This is a genomic window from Sagittula marina (assembly GCF_014196795.1).
Taxonomy (GTDB): domain Bacteria; phylum Pseudomonadota; class Alphaproteobacteria; order Rhodobacterales; family Rhodobacteraceae; genus Sagittula; species Sagittula marina.
Map to the genome: position 1 here is coordinate 466640 of NZ_JACIEJ010000002.1, position 16728 is coordinate 483367.

Annotated in this window: 17 protein-coding genes; 7 read left to right on the forward strand and 10 right to left on the reverse strand. The window is 59.7% G+C overall.

Annotated elements, in window-relative coordinates:
• The first annotated feature begins 30 nt into the window (after positions 1-30).
• Both GGQ68_RS05665 and GGQ68_RS05670 read left to right on the forward strand, forming a co-directional pair.
• The gene (locus tag GGQ68_RS05665; RefSeq protein ID WP_183963814.1) at positions 31-453 is read left to right on the forward strand and encodes a tellurite resistance TerB family protein; all 423 of its coding nucleotides are present in this window, start codon (positions 31-33) and stop codon (positions 451-453) included.
• Positions 454-667: 214 nt separating this feature from the next.
• Complete coding sequence (locus GGQ68_RS05670; protein ID WP_183963816.1) at positions 668-1096, forward strand: L,D-transpeptidase; 429 nt, start codon at positions 668-670, stop codon at positions 1094-1096.
• Positions 1097-1175: 79 nt separating this feature from the next.
• Here GGQ68_RS05670 and dacB read toward each other — a convergent pair whose 3' ends face one another.
• Entirely contained in the window at positions 1176-2681 is a 1506-nt protein-coding gene (gene dacB / locus GGQ68_RS05675; protein WP_183963818.1) for a D-alanyl-D-alanine carboxypeptidase/D-alanyl-D-alanine endopeptidase, read from the reverse strand.
• Positions 2682-2739: 58 nt separating this feature from the next.
• The gene (locus tag GGQ68_RS05680; protein WP_183963820.1) at positions 2740-3366 is read right to left on the reverse strand and encodes a nicotinate-nucleotide adenylyltransferase; all 627 of its coding nucleotides are present in this window, start codon (positions 3364-3366) and stop codon (positions 2740-2742) included.
• A gap of 524 nt (positions 3367-3890) precedes the next feature.
• Between GGQ68_RS05680 and ettA the strand changes: the two genes are divergently transcribed.
• From ettA to GGQ68_RS05695, 3 genes are all read left to right on the forward strand, one after another.
• A complete protein-coding gene (gene ettA / locus GGQ68_RS05685) occupies positions 3891-5546 on the forward strand; it encodes an energy-dependent translational throttle protein EttA (RefSeq protein ID WP_183963822.1) in 1656 nt (551 codons plus the stop codon).
• A 439-nt stretch (positions 5547-5985) separates the two neighbouring features.
• On the forward strand, positions 5986-6192 hold the full coding sequence (locus tag GGQ68_RS05690) for a cold-shock protein (protein ID WP_183963824.1): 207 nt from the start codon (positions 5986-5988) through the stop codon (positions 6190-6192).
• 550 nt (positions 6193-6742) lie between these two features.
• Positions 6743-7180: an RbsD/FucU family protein gene (locus GGQ68_RS05695; protein ID WP_183963826.1), complete on the forward strand. Its 438-nt coding sequence runs from the start codon at positions 6743-6745 to the stop codon at positions 7178-7180.
• Positions 7181-7341: 161 nt separating this feature from the next.
• Here the strand turns inward: GGQ68_RS05695 and ureG are convergent, their stop codons facing one another.
• From ureG to GGQ68_RS05735, 8 genes are all read right to left on the reverse strand, one after another.
• Positions 7342-7944 carry an urease accessory protein UreG gene (ureG, locus tag GGQ68_RS05700; protein ID WP_183963828.1) on the reverse strand — a complete coding sequence of 201 codons (603 nt, stop codon included), beginning with the start codon at positions 7942-7944 and terminating at the stop codon, positions 7342-7344.
• Positions 7945-7949: 5 nt separating this feature from the next.
• Entirely contained in the window at positions 7950-8636 is a 687-nt protein-coding gene (locus tag GGQ68_RS05705) for an urease accessory protein UreF (RefSeq protein WP_343055860.1), read from the reverse strand.
• The gene (locus GGQ68_RS05710; RefSeq protein WP_183963830.1) at positions 8581-9048 is read right to left on the reverse strand and encodes an urease accessory protein UreE; all 468 of its coding nucleotides are present in this window, start codon (positions 9046-9048) and stop codon (positions 8581-8583) included. The genes GGQ68_RS05705 and GGQ68_RS05710 overlap by 56 nt, the downstream gene beginning before the upstream one ends.
• Before the next feature lie 418 nt (positions 9049-9466).
• Complete coding sequence (ureC, locus tag GGQ68_RS05715) at positions 9467-11191, reverse strand: urease subunit alpha (RefSeq protein ID WP_183963832.1); 1725 nt, start codon at positions 11189-11191, stop codon at positions 9467-9469.
• Between the two features lie 146 nt (positions 11192-11337).
• A complete protein-coding gene (locus tag GGQ68_RS05720) occupies positions 11338-11643 on the reverse strand; it encodes an urease subunit beta (RefSeq protein WP_183963839.1) in 306 nt (101 codons plus the stop codon).
• Positions 11640-11804 (reverse strand): peptidase M23, encoded by a 165-nt coding sequence (locus GGQ68_RS05725; protein WP_246429267.1) that lies wholly within the window; start codon positions 11802-11804, stop codon positions 11640-11642. The genes GGQ68_RS05720 and GGQ68_RS05725 overlap by 4 nt, the downstream gene beginning before the upstream one ends.
• 61 nt (positions 11805-11865) lie before the next feature.
• Positions 11866-12168 (reverse strand): urease subunit gamma, encoded by a 303-nt coding sequence (locus tag GGQ68_RS05730; RefSeq protein ID WP_183963841.1) that lies wholly within the window; start codon positions 12166-12168, stop codon positions 11866-11868.
• A gap of 4 nt (positions 12169-12172) precedes the next feature.
• Positions 12173-13015 carry an urease accessory protein UreD gene (locus GGQ68_RS05735; protein ID WP_343055861.1) on the reverse strand — a complete coding sequence of 281 codons (843 nt, stop codon included), beginning with the start codon at positions 13013-13015 and terminating at the stop codon, positions 12173-12175.
• 370 nt (positions 13016-13385) lie between these two features.
• Between GGQ68_RS05735 and urtA the strand changes: the two genes are divergently transcribed.
• Both urtA and urtB read left to right on the forward strand, forming a co-directional pair.
• Positions 13386-14675 (forward strand): urea ABC transporter substrate-binding protein, encoded by a 1290-nt coding sequence (urtA, locus tag GGQ68_RS05740; protein WP_183963843.1) that lies wholly within the window; start codon positions 13386-13388, stop codon positions 14673-14675.
• A gap of 116 nt (positions 14676-14791) precedes the next feature.
• Positions 14792-16726 carry an urea ABC transporter permease subunit UrtB gene (urtB, locus tag GGQ68_RS05745; RefSeq protein WP_183963845.1) on the forward strand — a complete coding sequence of 645 codons (1935 nt, stop codon included), beginning with the start codon at positions 14792-14794 and terminating at the stop codon, positions 16724-16726.
• The last annotated feature ends 2 nt before the right edge of the window (positions 16727-16728 follow it).

A 16728-nucleotide genomic window follows, 5' to 3' on the forward strand; every position in this document is an offset into this window, starting at 1 on the left:
CAATGCCGCATTTATGGACGGAAAAACAGCATGACCGAAGAAACACACCCCCTGAGCCCGCAGGATTGCCTCGTCGCGCTGATGATCGCCGTCTCCATGTCGGACGAGAACGTCCGCACCTCCGAGTTGGTCAAGATCGATTCGGCCGTGAACATGCTTCCGATTTTCGCCGATTTCGACACAGATCACGTGCGCAGCCTCGCCTCGCTTGTTGCGGACCTCTTTGAGCAGGAAGATGGCCTGGACGCGTTGTTCGGTCTGATCCGCGACAACCTGCCTGAACGTTTCTTTGAAACGGCTTACGCGCTCGCCTGTGACGTGGCGGCTGCGGACGGTACGCTCCGCGAAGCTGAGTTGCGTCTGCTTGAAGAGATTCGCTACGAGCTGGACATTGACCGCCTGCACGCTGCAGCCATCGAACGCGGAGCGCGAGCGAGGCATATTTCTTTGTAAAATTCACTGATTTTCGAACGCGCGACGTGTCGAACCCGTCAAAAACAAGGCCCAAAGCCGCATTTACCGGTATGGGCAAGCAGAACGACAACACTTTCGCGATAAATTTGCCTTGGGTGTGGGAATCCCGACTGCCCTAGAGTTAATCGCTTAGTATTATACCTTCAGGCATGATTTCGCCGATGCGCTGCCACGCACACCTGGAGGGTTGTAAATGAACCGATTTCTATCCGCCGCCTTTGCGGCGGTCTTAATTTTGTGTATGCCGCTTGCCGCGCTTTCCGCGCCTCTCGTGGCCAAGGTCGATATTTCGACGCAGACCATGACCGTGATCTACAACGGACAGATCACCTACCAGTGGCCGGTATCGACGGCACGCACCGGCAAATATACACCGCGCGGCGCCTGGTCGGCCAAGTGGTTGTCTCGCAATCACAAGTCGAGCCTTTACAACAATGCGCCCATGCCCTTTTCGATCTTTTTCAATGGCAATTATGCGATCCACGGTACGAACCAGATCTCGCGACTGGGCCGCCCGGCCTCAGCCGGCTGCGTACGCCTGCACCCGGAACATGCAGCCGTTCTGTTCGACTTGACCCAGCAAGTCGGCAAACAGAACATGCGGGTGGTGATCGAAAACTGAAAGCGTCACGGCGGGCAAAAGCCCATGACCGACTGGCGCTCCAACTCTCACGAATGTCGGGCTGGTCCCGACATCCCCTTCACGCCGCGTAGACAACCCCCCAGCGCTCAATCAGTTTCTGCTGCAGGGTCTTGGCGCGACGGTTCCAGGATGCCCCGCCCTCGGGCCGTTCCCGTTGCGCAACGGACAGCGTGGCGCGCCGATCCAGATTGGCCACGAAGATGGCGAAGACCAATTCAGTACCATCCGGCAAATCCGCGAACCCCGCCAACCCGCTGACAAAATTCAGCGTCCCGGTCTTGGCGTGCACCTTGATCGGATGGTTATCAATGGGCCGCCCACGGGCATCGCGCATGCCAAATGTCTTCAACAACGGCTTCAGAGCATCTTGTTTGTTCAAGGCGATCAAAGCGGACATCATATCCTTCGACTTCACCCGGCTGCGCTCTCCCAGCCCGGAATGATCGGTGAGCGCCAAGGTCGTGACACCCAAGCTATCGGCCGCCCAAGTGTTCAACACCTGCGCCGACTCTTCGAGGTTTTTGGGAACACGGCCAGTGCGCTGCGCCGTCGCGGTCATGCCAACGACCTCTGCGGTCAGGTTCGTCGACCACTTGAGCATATCGTACAAAATATCGCGCAAAGGAGCGCTGTCCAAAGACGCAAGCTGGTTCACGACCTCCGGCAAAGCCTGAATGACCTGTGGCTCATCCACCGCAATCCCTTGCGCACGCACCAGGCTTTGGAACACTTCGCCGGCATAGAGTTCCGGCTTGCGCACCGGCAGCCAGCGCGCCCCGGAATCGCCCAGAGCATTGCGCGCCACGGTCCAGCTGTCTTGCCCGCTTACATCAGAGTAGGTGTAAATCGGCGTACTGCGCGGCTCGACCACCATACTGGCCATGCGCACGCTCGGGCGGTGCTTGGCAGAGCGTGCATCCATCGACACGCTGTAATTGCTTCCCGCGCGGTGCCATTCAAAATGCACGCGGTTGTAGTTCAGGTTCAACCCCGAAACACTGGGGTTATATCCGACATGGTCGGGCTGCAGCGGATCAATACCACGGACGTAGGGCAGCGCACCGCCCCAGATCTTCAGCGCGCCTGTCACCCCGGTCACCCCAGCAGCGGCCAAGCCCTGAGCAAGTGTGGCGAGACCATCGGTATCAAGCGTCGGATCGCCACTACCGGCGAGAATCAAATCGCCCTGCACCACTCCGTCGATCAGCTCTCCGGTGGCGAGCACCCGCGTCGTAAATCGGTACTCCGCCCCCAGGTGGGCCAAGGCATACCCGGCGGTCAGCGCCTTTGCCACGCTCGCGGGCGGCAAGCCCAGATCCGCATCGTGCGCTTCCAGGACCTCGCCGGTATCGGCCCGCGCCACGACGAAGGAAACATCCCCGTTCAGGCGCGCGTCTGCAATCAGCTCTTCGGCGGAGGCCTGCAGCTCCAGAAGCAGATCATCGTCGCGCGACACCGGACGCAGTGATCGTGCTGGCGCATTGGCCCGTGCGGAAATCGGCAGCGTCATGGCCGCCGCGGAGGCCGCGCTCAAAAACAGTCGTCTCGAATATAACTTGGTCATAGGCCCGATCTAAGCGAATCCACTCTCGCCCCGCAACAGGCCAATGCGGCCATGACGTTCACGTTTTTGCCGCATGAGAAGCACCCCAAGCGCCCTTGGCACGCAACTCGGTGCTGCTTTCCTTGCGCATCGGAATGTTCACGAAACACCAGGCCGGCGCGGAAGCCGCCGCCAAACGGTGCGACTGCGCAGCAGGCACCCGCGAGGCCCGCATGATCCGCGCCGCCACAGAGCTGAGCGCCACGGTCCGAACTTCCGGTCGCGCCAAAACACCGATTGGCACCCGCGCCGCGATGCCTCGCCAGTCCTCCCAGCGATGGAATTGAGCAAGATTGTCGGCCCCCATCAACCAGCAGAACCGCACTGCAGAGAAGTGAGACGTCAAAGCGGTCAACGTTTCAGCCGTATACCGTGTGCCTATGTCCGCCTCGATCCCGCTGACGTGGATTCGGGGGTGGTCGGTCATGGCCTCCGCCGCGGCAATCCGCGCCTTTAGCGACGCCGGGGCCTTTGGTTTGAGCGGGTTGCCCGGACTGACAAGCCATACAATCGAATCCAGACCGAAGCGTTTCAACGCCTCACGAGAGAGATGCACATGCCCCGCATGCGGCGGATCGAAAGACCCGCCAAGCAACCCCACTTTCGCGCCGGGGCGAAAAGCGACGCCCGCCTTCGACCTGTCCACTCTATTCCCTCGCCTTGCAAGCCTTTCACGACCCTAGAGTTTTCGCAAAACCAAGACAAGGCAGGTGCAGCCGCCAAGACGGCGATGACAGACATCCTCACACTGGTTGCCTCCGACAACTGCGGCCCTCGCCAGTGGCGTGGACGGCTCCGCATGGACCGGAACCGCGTTGTCGCGTTCCAACGCCAGATCTGATGTATCGGCGTGCATTTTGACATTGGTCCCAATGTCTGCGCCGAACCTGAGTATTCCGCCGCCAAAAGCCCGAAGCGGGCCGGCTCCCGACACGCCCCCTGCAAAGACGCGATATATCGGACAGATCAGTCCGATGCGTCTGGGTCGTCGGATGCTGTGGATCGCAGCTCTGCTTCGAGAGAGTATCAAGCTGATGACAGGCTCGACCATCGCCTGCATCCACGTTCTGGCAGCCTGATACAAAACCGGCGGCGCTGCTGCGCATTGCACCGACACGTCAGACAATATACGTCCCCACCCAACCAGCTTGACCCAGAGGAGCGATGGACATGGCCTCTTACCAGTATGTTTACCACATGGATGGCGTCTCCAAGACCTATCCCGGCGGCAAGAAGACCTTTGAAAACATCCGCCTGTCTTTCCTGCCGGGCGTGAAGATCGGTGTCGTCGGCGTCAACGGCGCGGGTAAATCCACTTTGATGAAAATCATGGCGGGTATCGACAAGGACTTCACCGGCGAGGCATGGGCCGCAGAGGGCGCCAAGGTTGGCTACCTCCCGCAGGAACCTCACCTCGACGAAAACCTGACCGTGCGGGAAAACGTCATGCTCGGCGTGGCCGAGAAGAAGGCCATCCTCGACAAGTACAACGAATTGGCGATGAACTACTCCGATGAAACCGCCGAGGAGATGGCCGAGCTTCAGGACAAGATCGACGCCGAGAACCTCTGGGATCTCGACAGCCAGATCGACGTGTCGATGGAGGCCCTGCGCTGCCCCCCGGATGATGCGAATGTGGGAAGCCTGTCTGGCGGTGAACGCCGCCGCGTTGCGCTGTGCAAATTGCTGCTCGAAGCGCCCGACATGCTGCTGCTCGACGAACCGACCAACCACCTTGACGCGGAAACGATCGCCTGGTTGCAACAGCACCTGATCGATTACAAGGGTACGATCCTGATCGTCACCCACGACCGCTATTTCCTCGACTCGATCACGGGCTGGATTCTCGAACTCGACCGGGGCCGTGGTGTCCCCTACGAGGGCAACTATTCCAGTTGGCTGGAACAGAAGGCAAAGCGGCTTCAACAAGAAGCCCGCGAGGACAAGGCCAAGCAAAAGACGCTGGAACGCGAACTCGACTGGATGCGTCAGGGCGCCAAGGCCCGCCAATCCAAATCCAAGGCCCGTATCTCGGCCTACAACGACCTTGCCAACCAGTCAGAGCGCGAAAAGCTCGCCCGCGCCCAGATCATCATTCCGAATGGTCAGCGTCTCGGCTCCAAGGTTATCGAAGTGGATGGCCTGTCCAAGGCTATGGGCGACAAGCTCTTGATCGAAAACCTGTCTTTCGACCTCCCCCCAGGCGGCATCGTCGGTGTGATCGGCCCCAACGGCGCGGGTAAATCAACGCTGTTCAAGATGATTACCGGCAACGAGACCCCCGACACCGGCACCATCGATCTGGGCGACACGGTGGAGCTGTCCTACGTCGACCAGTCGCGCGATGACCTGAACGCCGACGACAACGTGTGGGAAGCGATCACCGGCGGCGCGGAAGTCATTAAGCTGGGCGATGCGGAGATGAACTCTCGCGCCTATTGCTCTGCCTTCAACTTCAAAGGCGGAGACCAGCAAAAGAAGGTTGGCCTGCTCTCGGGCGGTGAACGCAACCGCGTCCACATGGCGCGCCTGCTGAAGGAAGGTGGCAACGTCATCCTGCTCGACGAACCGACCAACGACCTCGACGTGGAAACCCTGCGGGCCTTGGAAGACGCGCTTGTCGACTTCGCCGGCTGCGCGGTGGTCATTTCGCACGACCGCTTCTTCCTCGACCGGATTTGCACACACATCCTGGCCTTTGAAGGCGACGCCCATGTGGAATGGTTCGAAGGCGGCTTCACAGACTACGAAGAGGACAAGAAACGTCGGCTCGGGGCGGATGCCTTGGAGCCGAAGCGGCTGAAGCACAAGAAATTCACCCGTTGAAGTCGCAGAAAAAGCTGCTCGCGTAGGGACAGCAGTCAGCTGCGACCTTACGCTTTGCGCGTCGTGCCGACCCATTTGGGGTCGGCAAGATCCTTATCTACCTGATCAGAAGATCAGCATTGCGAAATCCCGAAATACACGAGCTTTCGACAAGGCTCGCATTCTTTCTGTCCTGCGGTTCAACCTCTTCGTGCCGGTTCGGCAATTACCGTCAGGTGCCGCCAGAGTGGTGCCCCTTTTCGTTATTTCCCAGAGTACGCCCCGTTTGGTGTTAACACATCCACTCTTGCTTCGACTCACCAATCCTGTCATACGTGTACTCGCTACCGTTACCAGATTCGCCTACCTGTCTCCCTTACGCGGCGACAGAGCACCGAACTTGCTCTGACCTACGCCGACCCGCAGCAATTCAGCGTGCGGACACTTAAGGAGATACACGATGGCTACTGGCACCGTGAAATGGTTCAACACCACCAAAGGCTACGGCTTCATTCAACCCGACGCAGGCGGCAAAGACGTGTTTGTGCACATCTCTGCAGTTGAGCGCTCCGGCCTGACCGGCTTGGCCGACAACCAGAAGGTTGAGTACGAACTGCAGACTGGCCGTGACGGCAAAGAGTCCGCAGGCAACATCGAGCTCGTTTGAGCCGATGCGGGCTTCGCGCCCGTGCTGAAAATCGGGTGGTCCGCCATAGGTCCATCCCTCCCTCACCAACGGCTAAATTTACCTAAGAGTGGTAAATTTTCGTGCTGGTATTGGCGACAGACGCAAATGAGACTTTGCTGATCTTGCACAGTCAAATATCTGGCCCCCTCCCCCACACCCAAAAATTTCCCGTTTAGATTAGCCACTCTGGCGCATATGGTAGAATATGTTTGTCCATATTCGCTCGGTTGGGTGCTCTTGAAATCAATTTCAAACTATCGACCAAATGATTTCGTTCGAAATTGGCAAATGCTGCGATGGCACGATGAGCAAACGTATTTGAGACCCGCGTGGGGCAGACCAGATACATAAAAGTCGCAACACTTCCCCCATGACTGGTGCGCTGCTGACTGCTGGCCGCCGCCTCTATCCCCTTACAGTTGGCAAGTTGACGAAGAATGCTGCCTAAAAGCCGCTTGCCATGTGATTATTGGTATCAGCGGCTCATTAGGTCTTGCCCACAACCGCTTTCTCGCACTCAAATTCCGCCATGCTCAAAAACATCCCACCGATCCTATCACCGGAAATTCTTTACAGCTTGCGGGCCATGGGCCACGGCGACGTCATCGCCATAGTTGATGCGAATTTCCCTGCTCATTCAATTGGCTGCGAGCGTGTTCACCGCCTTGACGGCATCGCAGCCACAGACGTTTTGCAAGCGGTGCTCACACTGCTTCCCTTGGACACCTTCGTCCCGAACCCCGTATGCACAATGCAGGTCGTGGGTGACGCTAAAGCCGTGCCACCCATCATTGATGAGTTTCAAAGCCTCATAGACCGTATGAATGAAGCGGAAATTAAAATGTCCGCTGTCGAGCGATTTGGCTTTTATGACCTGGCTAAAAATAGTTTTGCCGTGATCCAGACCGGCGAAACAAGGCTTTATGGCAATATCCTGCTGACAAAAGGCGTCATTCCGCCAGCTTAACCACGTTCTTTGAACGTCTCTCTGGCGGAACGCTTTCAGAGCGCTTTAGTTGAGCGTGTTAAAGGAGGTGCCAAAATGGCTCGCAAAGCAAAGAAACCACGCCCTGAAGACAACATTCTGAGGAAACCGGAAAGCTGGGTCTTTACCGACTGGGCATTGCTCTAAATACCCGTGAGCTCTTGGATTTGCGAGATAACCTGATCCGCACCGAGGCCATCACGCAGAGACGTGAAAACAAAGGGACGCCCGTCACGGACACGGGAGGCGTCCCTTTCCATGACGTCCAGAGAGGCGCCCACATGCGGTGCGAGGTCTGTCTTGTTGATCACCAGCAGATCCGAGCGGCGAATAGCTGGTCCACCTTTACGCGGAATTTCCTCACCTGCGGCAACATCAATGACATAGACGGTAAAGTCAGCCAGTTCCGGGCTGAAGGTCGCACTTAGATTGTCGCCCCCCGACTCGATCAAAACCACTTCGACGTCCGGGTGCCTGTCCTGCATTTCGGCAACGGCGGCGAGGTTGATGGAGGCATCTTCACGGATCGCCGTATGTGGGCATCCCCCCGTCTCCACTCCGATAATTCTATCTGCGGGCAGGATTTGCATCCGCATTAACGCCTCTGCGTCTTCTTGGGTGTAAATGTCGTTTGTAATGACACCGATCGAATAGCGCTCTTTAAGTCGCTCCGCCAAGCGTGCCGTCAATGTCGTTTTACCCGCACCCACGGGCCCGCCGATTCCGATCCGCAGCGGTCCATTCATTTTGCTCACGTTTGAAAAACCCTCGTTTTCATAGTTTCATGTCGCATTGCTGCAATGTCTGAGCCAAACCCGTTGGAAAACACATCGCCTTCGTCAGCGTGCAATGCACGCTTGGCCACGTCGGCGCACAGTGGCGACAGATGCGCCAAAATAGCCTGAGCATCAGTTTGGCCCAGAGGCATCAATCGTTGTGCTGCACCAACCAGATTAGTGACGAAGCTTTGGAGATACAGCGCAATCAATGCCTCTGCCTCCAGCTTCAACAGAAAAGCGGCCTCGCCTAAAACAACCGGCAAGAACCTTGCCTTCAGGTCCAAGTTCCAGACGCGCGCCGTCGTGAGTGCAAAGGCGCGCCCCTGCCGCTCTGCTTCGCGTCGGCGTTCTCTAGATGCGGCGTAGGCCCCGGACAGCGCATCCAACTCGCTCACTGCACGCGCTCCGCGCGCCGCCATGGACATCAAGACCGCATCTGTCCACCCCGACCCCTCCTTTAGGAGCACAGACAGCCAACGCTCCAACCCCGGGGCGTCCGTGACCAGACTGTCTGCACAGGCAGCCTCCAACCCATGTGAAAAGGCAAAACTGCCGATGGGATAGGCGGGCGAAAGCCATTGGGTCAGAGTGAGTAGACGCGCATCAATCGGCATGCGCCGTGTGCCCGTGTTCGTGGCTGTGCGTGCGCCCGTGGCCATAGGCGCCCCCCTCCGGCGTGAAGGGGCGCACCGTTTCTGTGACGTCCGCGCCCAAATGCTCCAACATATGCCGGATCACCGGATCGCGCTGGATGACCAGATGGTCTGCGCAAATTTGACAAGGGGTGTGCCGGTTCCCGATGTGCCACGCAAGGCGCGGCAGCGATCCCCGCACTTCAAGTACCTCTTCGGGTGCGGCGCGCACCGCTATCCGTACTCCGTCGCTCAATCCCAGCGCATCCCCATCGTCCAGCGAGGTCGTCTTTTCCAGATCCACGACAAAGGACAAACCCGCCTGGCTGCGCAGTTTACGTCGCCGCAAGAAGCGGGCTTCGTAATCCAGCACCACCACATCCATATCATCAGCGGCACCGGTGCGTAGAACCTCTTGTGCCAACGGCAAATTATTCATTTTTCACGCCTCGTGGTTTTGTTTGCGCCCCGTCTGGGAGGGCAGATTTGCGCGCTTATTCGGCTTGTCAGACCTGCACGCGTTTTTGGGTTCGTTTTGAAAACCATTCGTTTACCGCTTACGAATAACATTTATTTATGAGCACAAGAGACAAGACATCCCGCATCACCGCCTCTCTGGCGTCGCTTCGCGCCCAAATGGATGCGATCAAAGCGCAACACTCAGAGATAGCAGGCAGCTATGGCCTTCTTTCTGGCCGCGCCATGCCGCACAGCGCATCCATGATCGACCAGAGAACACCATCAGAAATGGATGACAGTCCGCCATCTGACAACGATCAATCCTCCTCGAGGGCCTGACCCGCCCCCCCCTGCGCGCCCGACCTGAGGCGCGCCGTCCGTTGCGTTCATGGTGGCGGTCAGAACATGAAGTACCGCTGTGCCATCGGAAGTTCCGTCGCTGGCTCGCAGGTCAGCAGTTCGCCGTCAGCCCTGACCTCGTAGGTTTCCGGGTTCACCTCGATGTGCGGCATGGCGTCGTTCAGCTTCAAATCAGCTTTACCAATTCCTCGCGTGTTGCGCACCGCCAGCGTGTCTTTCGCCAGGCCAAGCGACTCGCGCAGACCTTCTGAATGCGCGGCCTCTGACACAAAGGTCACGGCGGACCGTTCCACACTGCGGCCATAAGCGCCGAACATGGGGCGGGAGTAAACCGGCTGCGGCGTCGGGATCGACGCGTTCGGATCCCCCATCTGCGCCATGGCAATCGTCCCGCCAAGCAACACCATCTCCGGCTTGACGCCAAAGAAAGCGGGGTTCCACAACACGAGGTCCGCACGCTTGCCCACCTCTATCGACCCGATCTCGTGGCTCAGACCATGTGCCACTGCGGGATTGATGGTGTATTTTGCGATGTAGCGGCGGACACGAAAATTGTCGTTATCGCCAGTCTCATCTGGCAGACGCCCACGCTGTTTCTTCATCTTGTCAGCGGTTTGCCATGTGCGGATCAGCACTTCGCCCACACGCCCCATGGCCTGCGAATCCGATGCGATGATCGAAAAGGCTCCCATGTCGTGCAGGATGTCTTCGGCTGCAATGGTCTCCCGTCGGATCCGCGACTCGGCAAAGGCCACGTCCTCGGGAATGGATTTGTCGAGGTGGTGGCACACCATGAGCATATCGAGGTGCTCATCAATGGTGTTGGTGGTGAAGGGTCGCGTCGGGTTCGTCGAGGAGGGCAGGACATGTGCCTCGCCGCAGATCTTGATGATGTCCGGCGCATGTCCACCGCCGGCACCTTCGGTGTGGAAGGCGTGAATGGTGCGCCCCTTCATGGCCTTCACGGTGTTTTCCACGAACCCGCTTTCATTGAGCGTGTCGGTGTGGATCATCACCTGAACATCCCAATCGTCCGCAACACTCAGGCAGCAATCAATCGCACCGGGCGTGGTGCCCCAATCCTCGTGAAGCTTCAACGCGCAGGCCCCGCCCCGGATCTGCTCCTCCAACGCGGCCGGCAGAGAGGCGTTGCCCTTGCCCGCAAAGGCAAGGTTCATCGGGAAGGCATCCGCCGCTTGCAACATACGCCCCATGTGCCAGGGCCCCGGCGTGCAGGTCGTGGCCAAGGTGCCGTGCGCCGGCCCTGTGCCCCCGCCAAGCATCGTCGTCAGGCCCGAATGCAAAGCATCTTCAATCTGTTGCGGGCAAATGAAGTGGATGTGGCTGTCAAAGCCCCCGGCGGTCAGGATACGTCCCTCGCCTGCGATGACCTCCGTGCCTGGCCCGACAATGATGCTCACACCCGGCTGGGTATCCGGGTTGCCCGCCTTGCCGATGGCCGCAATACGCCCATCTTTCAGCCCGACATCCGCCTTGTAGACGCCGGTCCAGTCGACGATCAGCGCGTTGGTGATCACAGTGTCCACAGCACCGGCGGCACGGGTGGTCTGGGCTTGTCCCATGCCGTCGCGGATGACCTTACCGCCGCCGAACTTGACCTCTTCCCCATAGCCGCCCGCTGCTTCTACGGTCAGGTCGCGTTCGACCTCGACGATCAGATCAGTATCGGCCAGGCGAAGGCGATCGCCCGTGGTTGGGCCGAACATGGCGGCATAGTCGGAGCGTTTGATCCTTGCAGGCATCGGCGGGATCCTCTTTCAGCGTGTTCAGTTGTGCGGCAAGACATGACCCGGCTCGGCGGGTGTGCGGATGTCTGCACCGATATAGAAAATCGAATTGGCAGCAGTCGTGATCTGTGCGGGCGTCTGCCTCCACAGGATCGGCGATTTCACAGATCTCCCATGACCTGCTGGTTGAACCCGTAAATCCTGCGCGCCCCGGAAAACGGGATCAGCGACACTTCACGACGCTGCCCCGGCTCAAACCGCACGGCAGTGCCCGCAGCGATGTCCAGGCGGAGACCGCGGGCCTTGTCGCGATCAAAATCCAACGCCGGGTTGGTCTCGGCGAAATGATAATGCGACCCCACCTGCACGGGCCGGTCGCCGGTATTGGCGACCATCAAAGTGGTCACCTCCCGGCCCGGGTTCAGTTCAAGATCACCCTCGGCAGGGATCATCTCCCCCGGGATCATTTCAGCCTCCAGACAACCATCGCTGCAAGGACCAGCACTGCGGCCAGTGCCAGCGACAACCACCCCTCGGAGCCGTGCGGGTGCATATGCGCGCCAGCCTCATGGGCCCATGCCTGCGCTGCGATCATCATGCCCGGCAGGGCCAGTCCAAACGTTTTCATCTTAGAAACCTTCCTGCTTCTTTGCTTTCCAAATACTCACTGCGACCAGTGCCGCCCTGCGTCACCGAATAGGGTTGTGCACCGTCACCAGCTTCGTTCCATCGGGGAACGTCGCCTCCACCTGCACCTCGTGGACCATCTCCGGGATACCATCCATGCACTGCTCACGCGTGATGACTTCGGCCCCGGCCATCATCATATCCGCGACGGACCGTCCGTCTCGTGCACCCTCGACCACGGTGTCGGTGATCAGCGCGATCGCCTCGGGGTGGTTCAGTTTCACGCCGCGCGCCAATCGCTTGCGCGCCACTTCGGCCGCCATGGCCACCAGCAGCTTGTCTTTTTCGCGGGGGGTCAGGTTCATGTCTTTACAGTCTCCATGATATTGGAAGCCCTTCGCCGGATAGCCGATCCAACGCGGGCAAAAGCGTCTGGCGCAGGGCGAAACCGTCTTCGGCAAGCACGCGCGCCACGAGGACATCATTTTGCAAAAGGGTGGCTCCTGCCGTCACCGGCAGAACGGCGCGCAACGGGCTGAGGAAGGCCTCGGCTTCCGGACCGACGAAGACGAGGCTCGCCATGGCCCCTGCCCCGCGGCCCACGGCGGGCTGCGCCATCCGGGCGGCCAAATCACCTTCCAGCCGCAGCGCATCGCAATACAAAGGCACCCCATCGCGCCAGATCTCGATACGGTCGCGCAGGGCAGCGTCATGCAGCACCTCGCCCATGGCCATCCGGCCAAAGATCACGGGTTCGACCAGCAGCAGGCGGGCATCGGCCTCCATCTCCACCCGCAAGGACCGCTTCAACCGCGCACCTTCGAACAAGATCAACTCTTGCGGCAACCAATCAAGCCGGCTGCCCGCGCCCACATGCAGCTTCGTGTCCATCTGCGCCCAGCCAGAGGCAGAGCGATAGGCCCGTTCCGCCGCCTGCGTGGTCAAAACAAGACGAGACCCAGCCCCGGCGCCACAGTCCAACGCCAGCCGGTCGCCGCCGGTCAACCCACCGGATGTATTGATAACAATGGCTTCGAGCCCATCTGCGCGACGTGGAAAGAGGGCCTTCATGCAGCCTTGGGTCCGAAAAGCATCGATCGCTGAAACAGAGCCGCGCGCCTTCGTCGTGAGGCGCAGATTGCCAACGGCCCGAGGCTGGGCCGGTGCCACCGGCAGCGTGGCCAAAATCGTTTCGCGCTGCTGAAGTGTCACACCTGTCCCCGACTTTTCTGCTCATTTCGTAGACGCCCTGGAAACCGGGAGACAACGATTCCCGCAAAAACCTGACAAAAACATGCAATGCTGCACAATATTTAGACATTTAGTCAAATTACAGCCCGCAAATTGAGCATGTTTCACCAACGGGCCCCGAACCTTTGCCGCCCGATTGACCCAGCGGCAGACCACAGCGCGATATGTCGCTGCCCGCTGGAAAACGTCGATAACTGGCATTCGCGGGTGTGTGACGACCTGTGCCCGTTCGGCCTCGGGTCAGATGTGCGCACGGGATGAAACAACAGCTGCGGAGGGGTTCATGCTGTCACGCGAGTACACGCAAATCCATCTCTGCGAGGAGACACGAATGACTCATTTCACCAAACTGCTGACCGGTGCTGCCACCGCAGCTCTGATCGCGGGTTCCGCATCTGCACAGGATTGCGCCGACCCGATCAAAGTCGGCGTTCTGCACTCGCTGTCCGGCACCATGGCCATCTCCGAGACCACCCTGAAGGACACCATGGAAATGCTGGTGGCCGCGCAGAACGAGAAAGGCGGCGTATTGGGCTGCGAACTGGAAGCAGTCGTCGTCGACCCGGCGTCCGACTGGCCGCTCTTCGCTGAAAAGGCACGTGAGCTGCTGACCGTGCACGACGTCGATGTGATCTTTGGCAACTGGACCTCTGTTTCGCGCAAATCCGTGCTGCCGGTGATCGAAGAGCTCAACGGCCTGCTGTTCTACCCGGTTCAGTACGAGGGCGAGGAATCCTCCAAGAACGTTTTCTACACCGGCGCCGCGCCGAACCAGCAGGCGATCCCGGCAGTTGACTACTTCCTCGAAGAACTGGGCGTCGAGAAATTCGCCCTGCTCGGCACAGACTACGTTTACCCGCGAACCACGAACAACATTCTGGAATCCTATCTTCAGGACAACGGCATAGCGGAAGAAGACATCTTCGTGAACTACACGCCCTTTGGCCAATCCGACTGGGCGACCATTGTCGCGGACGTCGTGGCACTGGGTGAAGACGGCAAGCAGGTCGGCGTGATCTCCACCATCAACGGCGACGCGAACATCGGTTTCTACAAAGAACTGGCGGCTGCCGGTATTTCTGCCGATGACATCCCCGTGGTTGCGTTCTCGGTCGGCGAAGAAGAGCTGTCCGGCCTCGACACGGCCAACCTCGTCGGTCACCTCGCCGCGTGGAACTACTTCATGTCCGCCGACACCGAGGCCAACGCCGCATTCATCGACCAGTGGCACGCCTTCATCGGAGACGACAAGCGCGTGACCAACGACCCGATGGAAGCGCACTACATCGGCTTCAACATGTGGGTGAACGCCGTCGAAGAGGCCGGCACCACCGATGTGGACGCCGTCCGCGAAGCGATGTGGGGCCAGGAATATCCCAATCTGACCGGCGGCACCGCCGTGATGGGCACCAACCATCACCTGTCCAAGCCGGTGCTGATCGGTGAGATCCGCGACGATGGTCAATTCGACATCATCTCCTCCACCGATCCGGTGCCGGGCGATGCATGGACCGACTACCTGCCGGAATCCGCAGTGCTGAAATCCGATTGGAAAGAGCTCGACTGCGGCATGTACAACACCGAGACCTCCACCTGCGTACAGGTCAAGTCGAACTATTGATCGCCTGACGGCGCACGGCGGGCACATCCCCGCCGTAGACATACGCCGCAAAGATCAAGCAGGGCGGGGTCAATTCCTCGCCCTGCCCACAAAGACCCTCATTTACAGGCGGCCTCATGCTCAGAGCTTTCCTTGCGCTTCTTCTCCTGACCGGCCTGACCGCACAGCCGGGCCACGCACAGGAGGCCAACCTTCAGGACCTCCTGCAGGAGCATCAGGCGCAGATCATCAAACCCTCCCGGACCAAGGTTGGCCCCGCGATTGAGGCGCTGGCCTCCTCTGGTCTGCCGTCCGTGCCTCTGTTCCTGGAGAAATGGCGCGACAAGAACGTGTATGTGGCGGAAGACGGTCTGTTTTATGTGGTCGCCGGAGGCACTGCCACAGATGTGAGCACGGGTGAGCCGGTGAGCGGCGTTGATGCGGATACGCTGGACCCGATCCGACCCAACGGCGGTGTGCGCCGTGTCATCAACGAGGCGCTGGTCGAATTCCAGCTGTCCGATCCTGACATCACCCGCCGGACAGAGGCGGTGGACGCGATTTCGCGCAACCTTGATCCTTCACAGGTCGAACCGCTGTCAAAAGCCATCGAAAACGAAACCAACGCCGCGCTGAAACTGCGCAAGCAACGGCTGCTGAACTACCTCGCCGCGCGTTACGGCGAAACGACCGAGGCCCGCATCGACGCCATCAAGGCGCTCAAGGACGATCTGTCCGTCGACGGGCGTGCCGTGTTGAGCCAGATCCTCGCCACGTCGACCGAGGCCGCGCCGAACCTGCCTGAGGATGAAAATATCGCTCGCGTTCTGGAGCCAGGGACCGATATCTCACGCGCAGACGCTTATGCGATGATCGAGGATAAAGCCGACCTGCCCCCCGTGTTGAGCGCCTCTGAGATCCGCACCGCGCTGGAGGCCAACGTCGAGGGGGCCAAGGTCGCTGGTGTTTCCGTCGGCACGCTGACCACGCAAGACGCCCGCGCTGCCGCCTATGACCGGCTCGCTGCCACCGGCGCCGTTGCGCCGCGCGCCACCGAAGACACGATTGGCGAAACCCTCGCCGCATGGACGATCTATGACGTCTATGACGAGGACGACACCGCCGTCACCGAGGCCGCGCGCGACACCCAGAACGCCGTGAACACCCGCGTGGGCGTCTCGCAGACCGCCGACCTCGCGCTGGATGCCATTTCTCTGGCCTCGATCTACTTCCTCGCGGCCATCGGCCTGGCCATCACCTTTGGCGTCATGGGGGTCATCAACATGGCGCATGGCGAATTCATCATGATGGGCGCCTACACCGGTTACGTGGTGCAGCAGATCATCCCCAACTATACCCTGTCGTTGGTGGTGGCGCTGCCGCTGGCATTTATTGTGACATTCGCCGCGGGCGTGGCGATGGAGCGGCTGGTGATCCGCCACCTGTACACCCGGCCGCTGGAAACCTTGCTGGCGACCTTTGGCATTTCCATCGCGTTGCAACAGCTGGCCAAGAACATCTTCGGCACGCAGGCGCGTCCGCTGACGTCCCCCTCGTGGCTCGACGGCAACTGGGCGATCAACGATGTGATCTCCATCAGCTATATCCGTGTGGCGATCTTTGTCCTTGCGCTGATCTTCCTCGGGCTGCTGCTGTTCATCCTGAAAAAGACGCGGCTGGGGCTGGAAGTCCGCGCCGTAACGCAGAACCCGCGCATGGCGGCGTCGATGGGCATCAACCCTGACAAGATCAAGATGATGACCTTTGGTCTGGGATCCGGCATCGCGGGCATCGCAGGCGTGGCCATCGGCCTCTATGCCAAAGTCACCTCCGAGATGGGTGCAGATTACATCGTGCAATCCTTCATGACGGTCGTTGTCGGCGGCGTCGGCAACGTCTGGGGCACGCTCGCGGGCGCAACCATGATCGGCACGCTGCAAAAGGGCATCGAGTGGTTCAACCCCTCCAACACGCTGGCGGCGCAGACCTACATGATCCTGTTTATCATCCTGTTCATCCAGTTCAGGCCCAAGGGCATCGTCGCCCTCAAGGGCCGCGCGGCGGGGGACTGATC

Excerpts from the sequence above, each read along its gene's own strand:
- GGQ68_RS05665 (WP_183963814.1), top strand. The coding sequence starts at position 31 with ATGACCGAAGAAACACACCCCCTGAGCCCGCAGGATTGCCTCGTCGCG.
- GGQ68_RS05670 (WP_183963816.1), top strand. The coding sequence starts at position 668 with ATGAACCGATTTCTATCCGCCGCCTTTGCGGCGGTCTTAATTTTGTGT.
- dacB (WP_183963818.1), bottom strand. The coding sequence starts at position 2,681 with ATGACCAAGTTATATTCGAGACGACTGTTTTTGAGCGCGGCCTCCGCG.
- ettA (WP_183963822.1), top strand. The coding sequence starts at position 3,891 with ATGGCCTCTTACCAGTATGTTTACCACATGGATGGCGTCTCCAAGACC.
- GGQ68_RS05690 (WP_183963824.1), top strand. The coding sequence starts at position 5,986 with ATGGCTACTGGCACCGTGAAATGGTTCAACACCACCAAAGGCTACGGC.
- GGQ68_RS05695 (WP_183963826.1), top strand. The coding sequence starts at position 6,743 with ATGCTCAAAAACATCCCACCGATCCTATCACCGGAAATTCTTTACAGC.
- ureG (WP_183963828.1), bottom strand. The coding sequence starts at position 7,944 with ATGAATGGACCGCTGCGGATCGGAATCGGCGGGCCCGTGGGTGCGGGT.
- GGQ68_RS05705 (WP_343055860.1), bottom strand. The coding sequence starts at position 8,636 with ATGGCCACGGGCGCACGCACAGCCACGAACACGGGCACACGGCGCATG.
- GGQ68_RS05710 (WP_183963830.1), bottom strand. The coding sequence starts at position 9,048 with ATGAATAATTTGCCGTTGGCACAAGAGGTTCTACGCACCGGTGCCGCT.
- ureC (WP_183963832.1), bottom strand. The coding sequence starts at position 11,191 with ATGCCTGCAAGGATCAAACGCTCCGACTATGCCGCCATGTTCGGCCCA.
- GGQ68_RS05720 (WP_183963839.1), bottom strand. The coding sequence starts at position 11,643 with ATGATCCCGGGGGAGATGATCCCTGCCGAGGGTGATCTTGAACTGAAC.
- GGQ68_RS05725 (WP_246429267.1), bottom strand. The coding sequence starts at position 11,804 with ATGAAAACGTTTGGACTGGCCCTGCCGGGCATGATGATCGCAGCGCAG.
- GGQ68_RS05730 (WP_183963841.1), bottom strand. The coding sequence starts at position 12,168 with ATGAACCTGACCCCCCGCGAAAAAGACAAGCTGCTGGTGGCCATGGCG.
- urtA (WP_183963843.1), top strand. The coding sequence starts at position 13,386 with ATGACTCATTTCACCAAACTGCTGACCGGTGCTGCCACCGCAGCTCTG.
- urtB (WP_183963845.1), top strand. The coding sequence starts at position 14,792 with ATGCTCAGAGCTTTCCTTGCGCTTCTTCTCCTGACCGGCCTGACCGCA.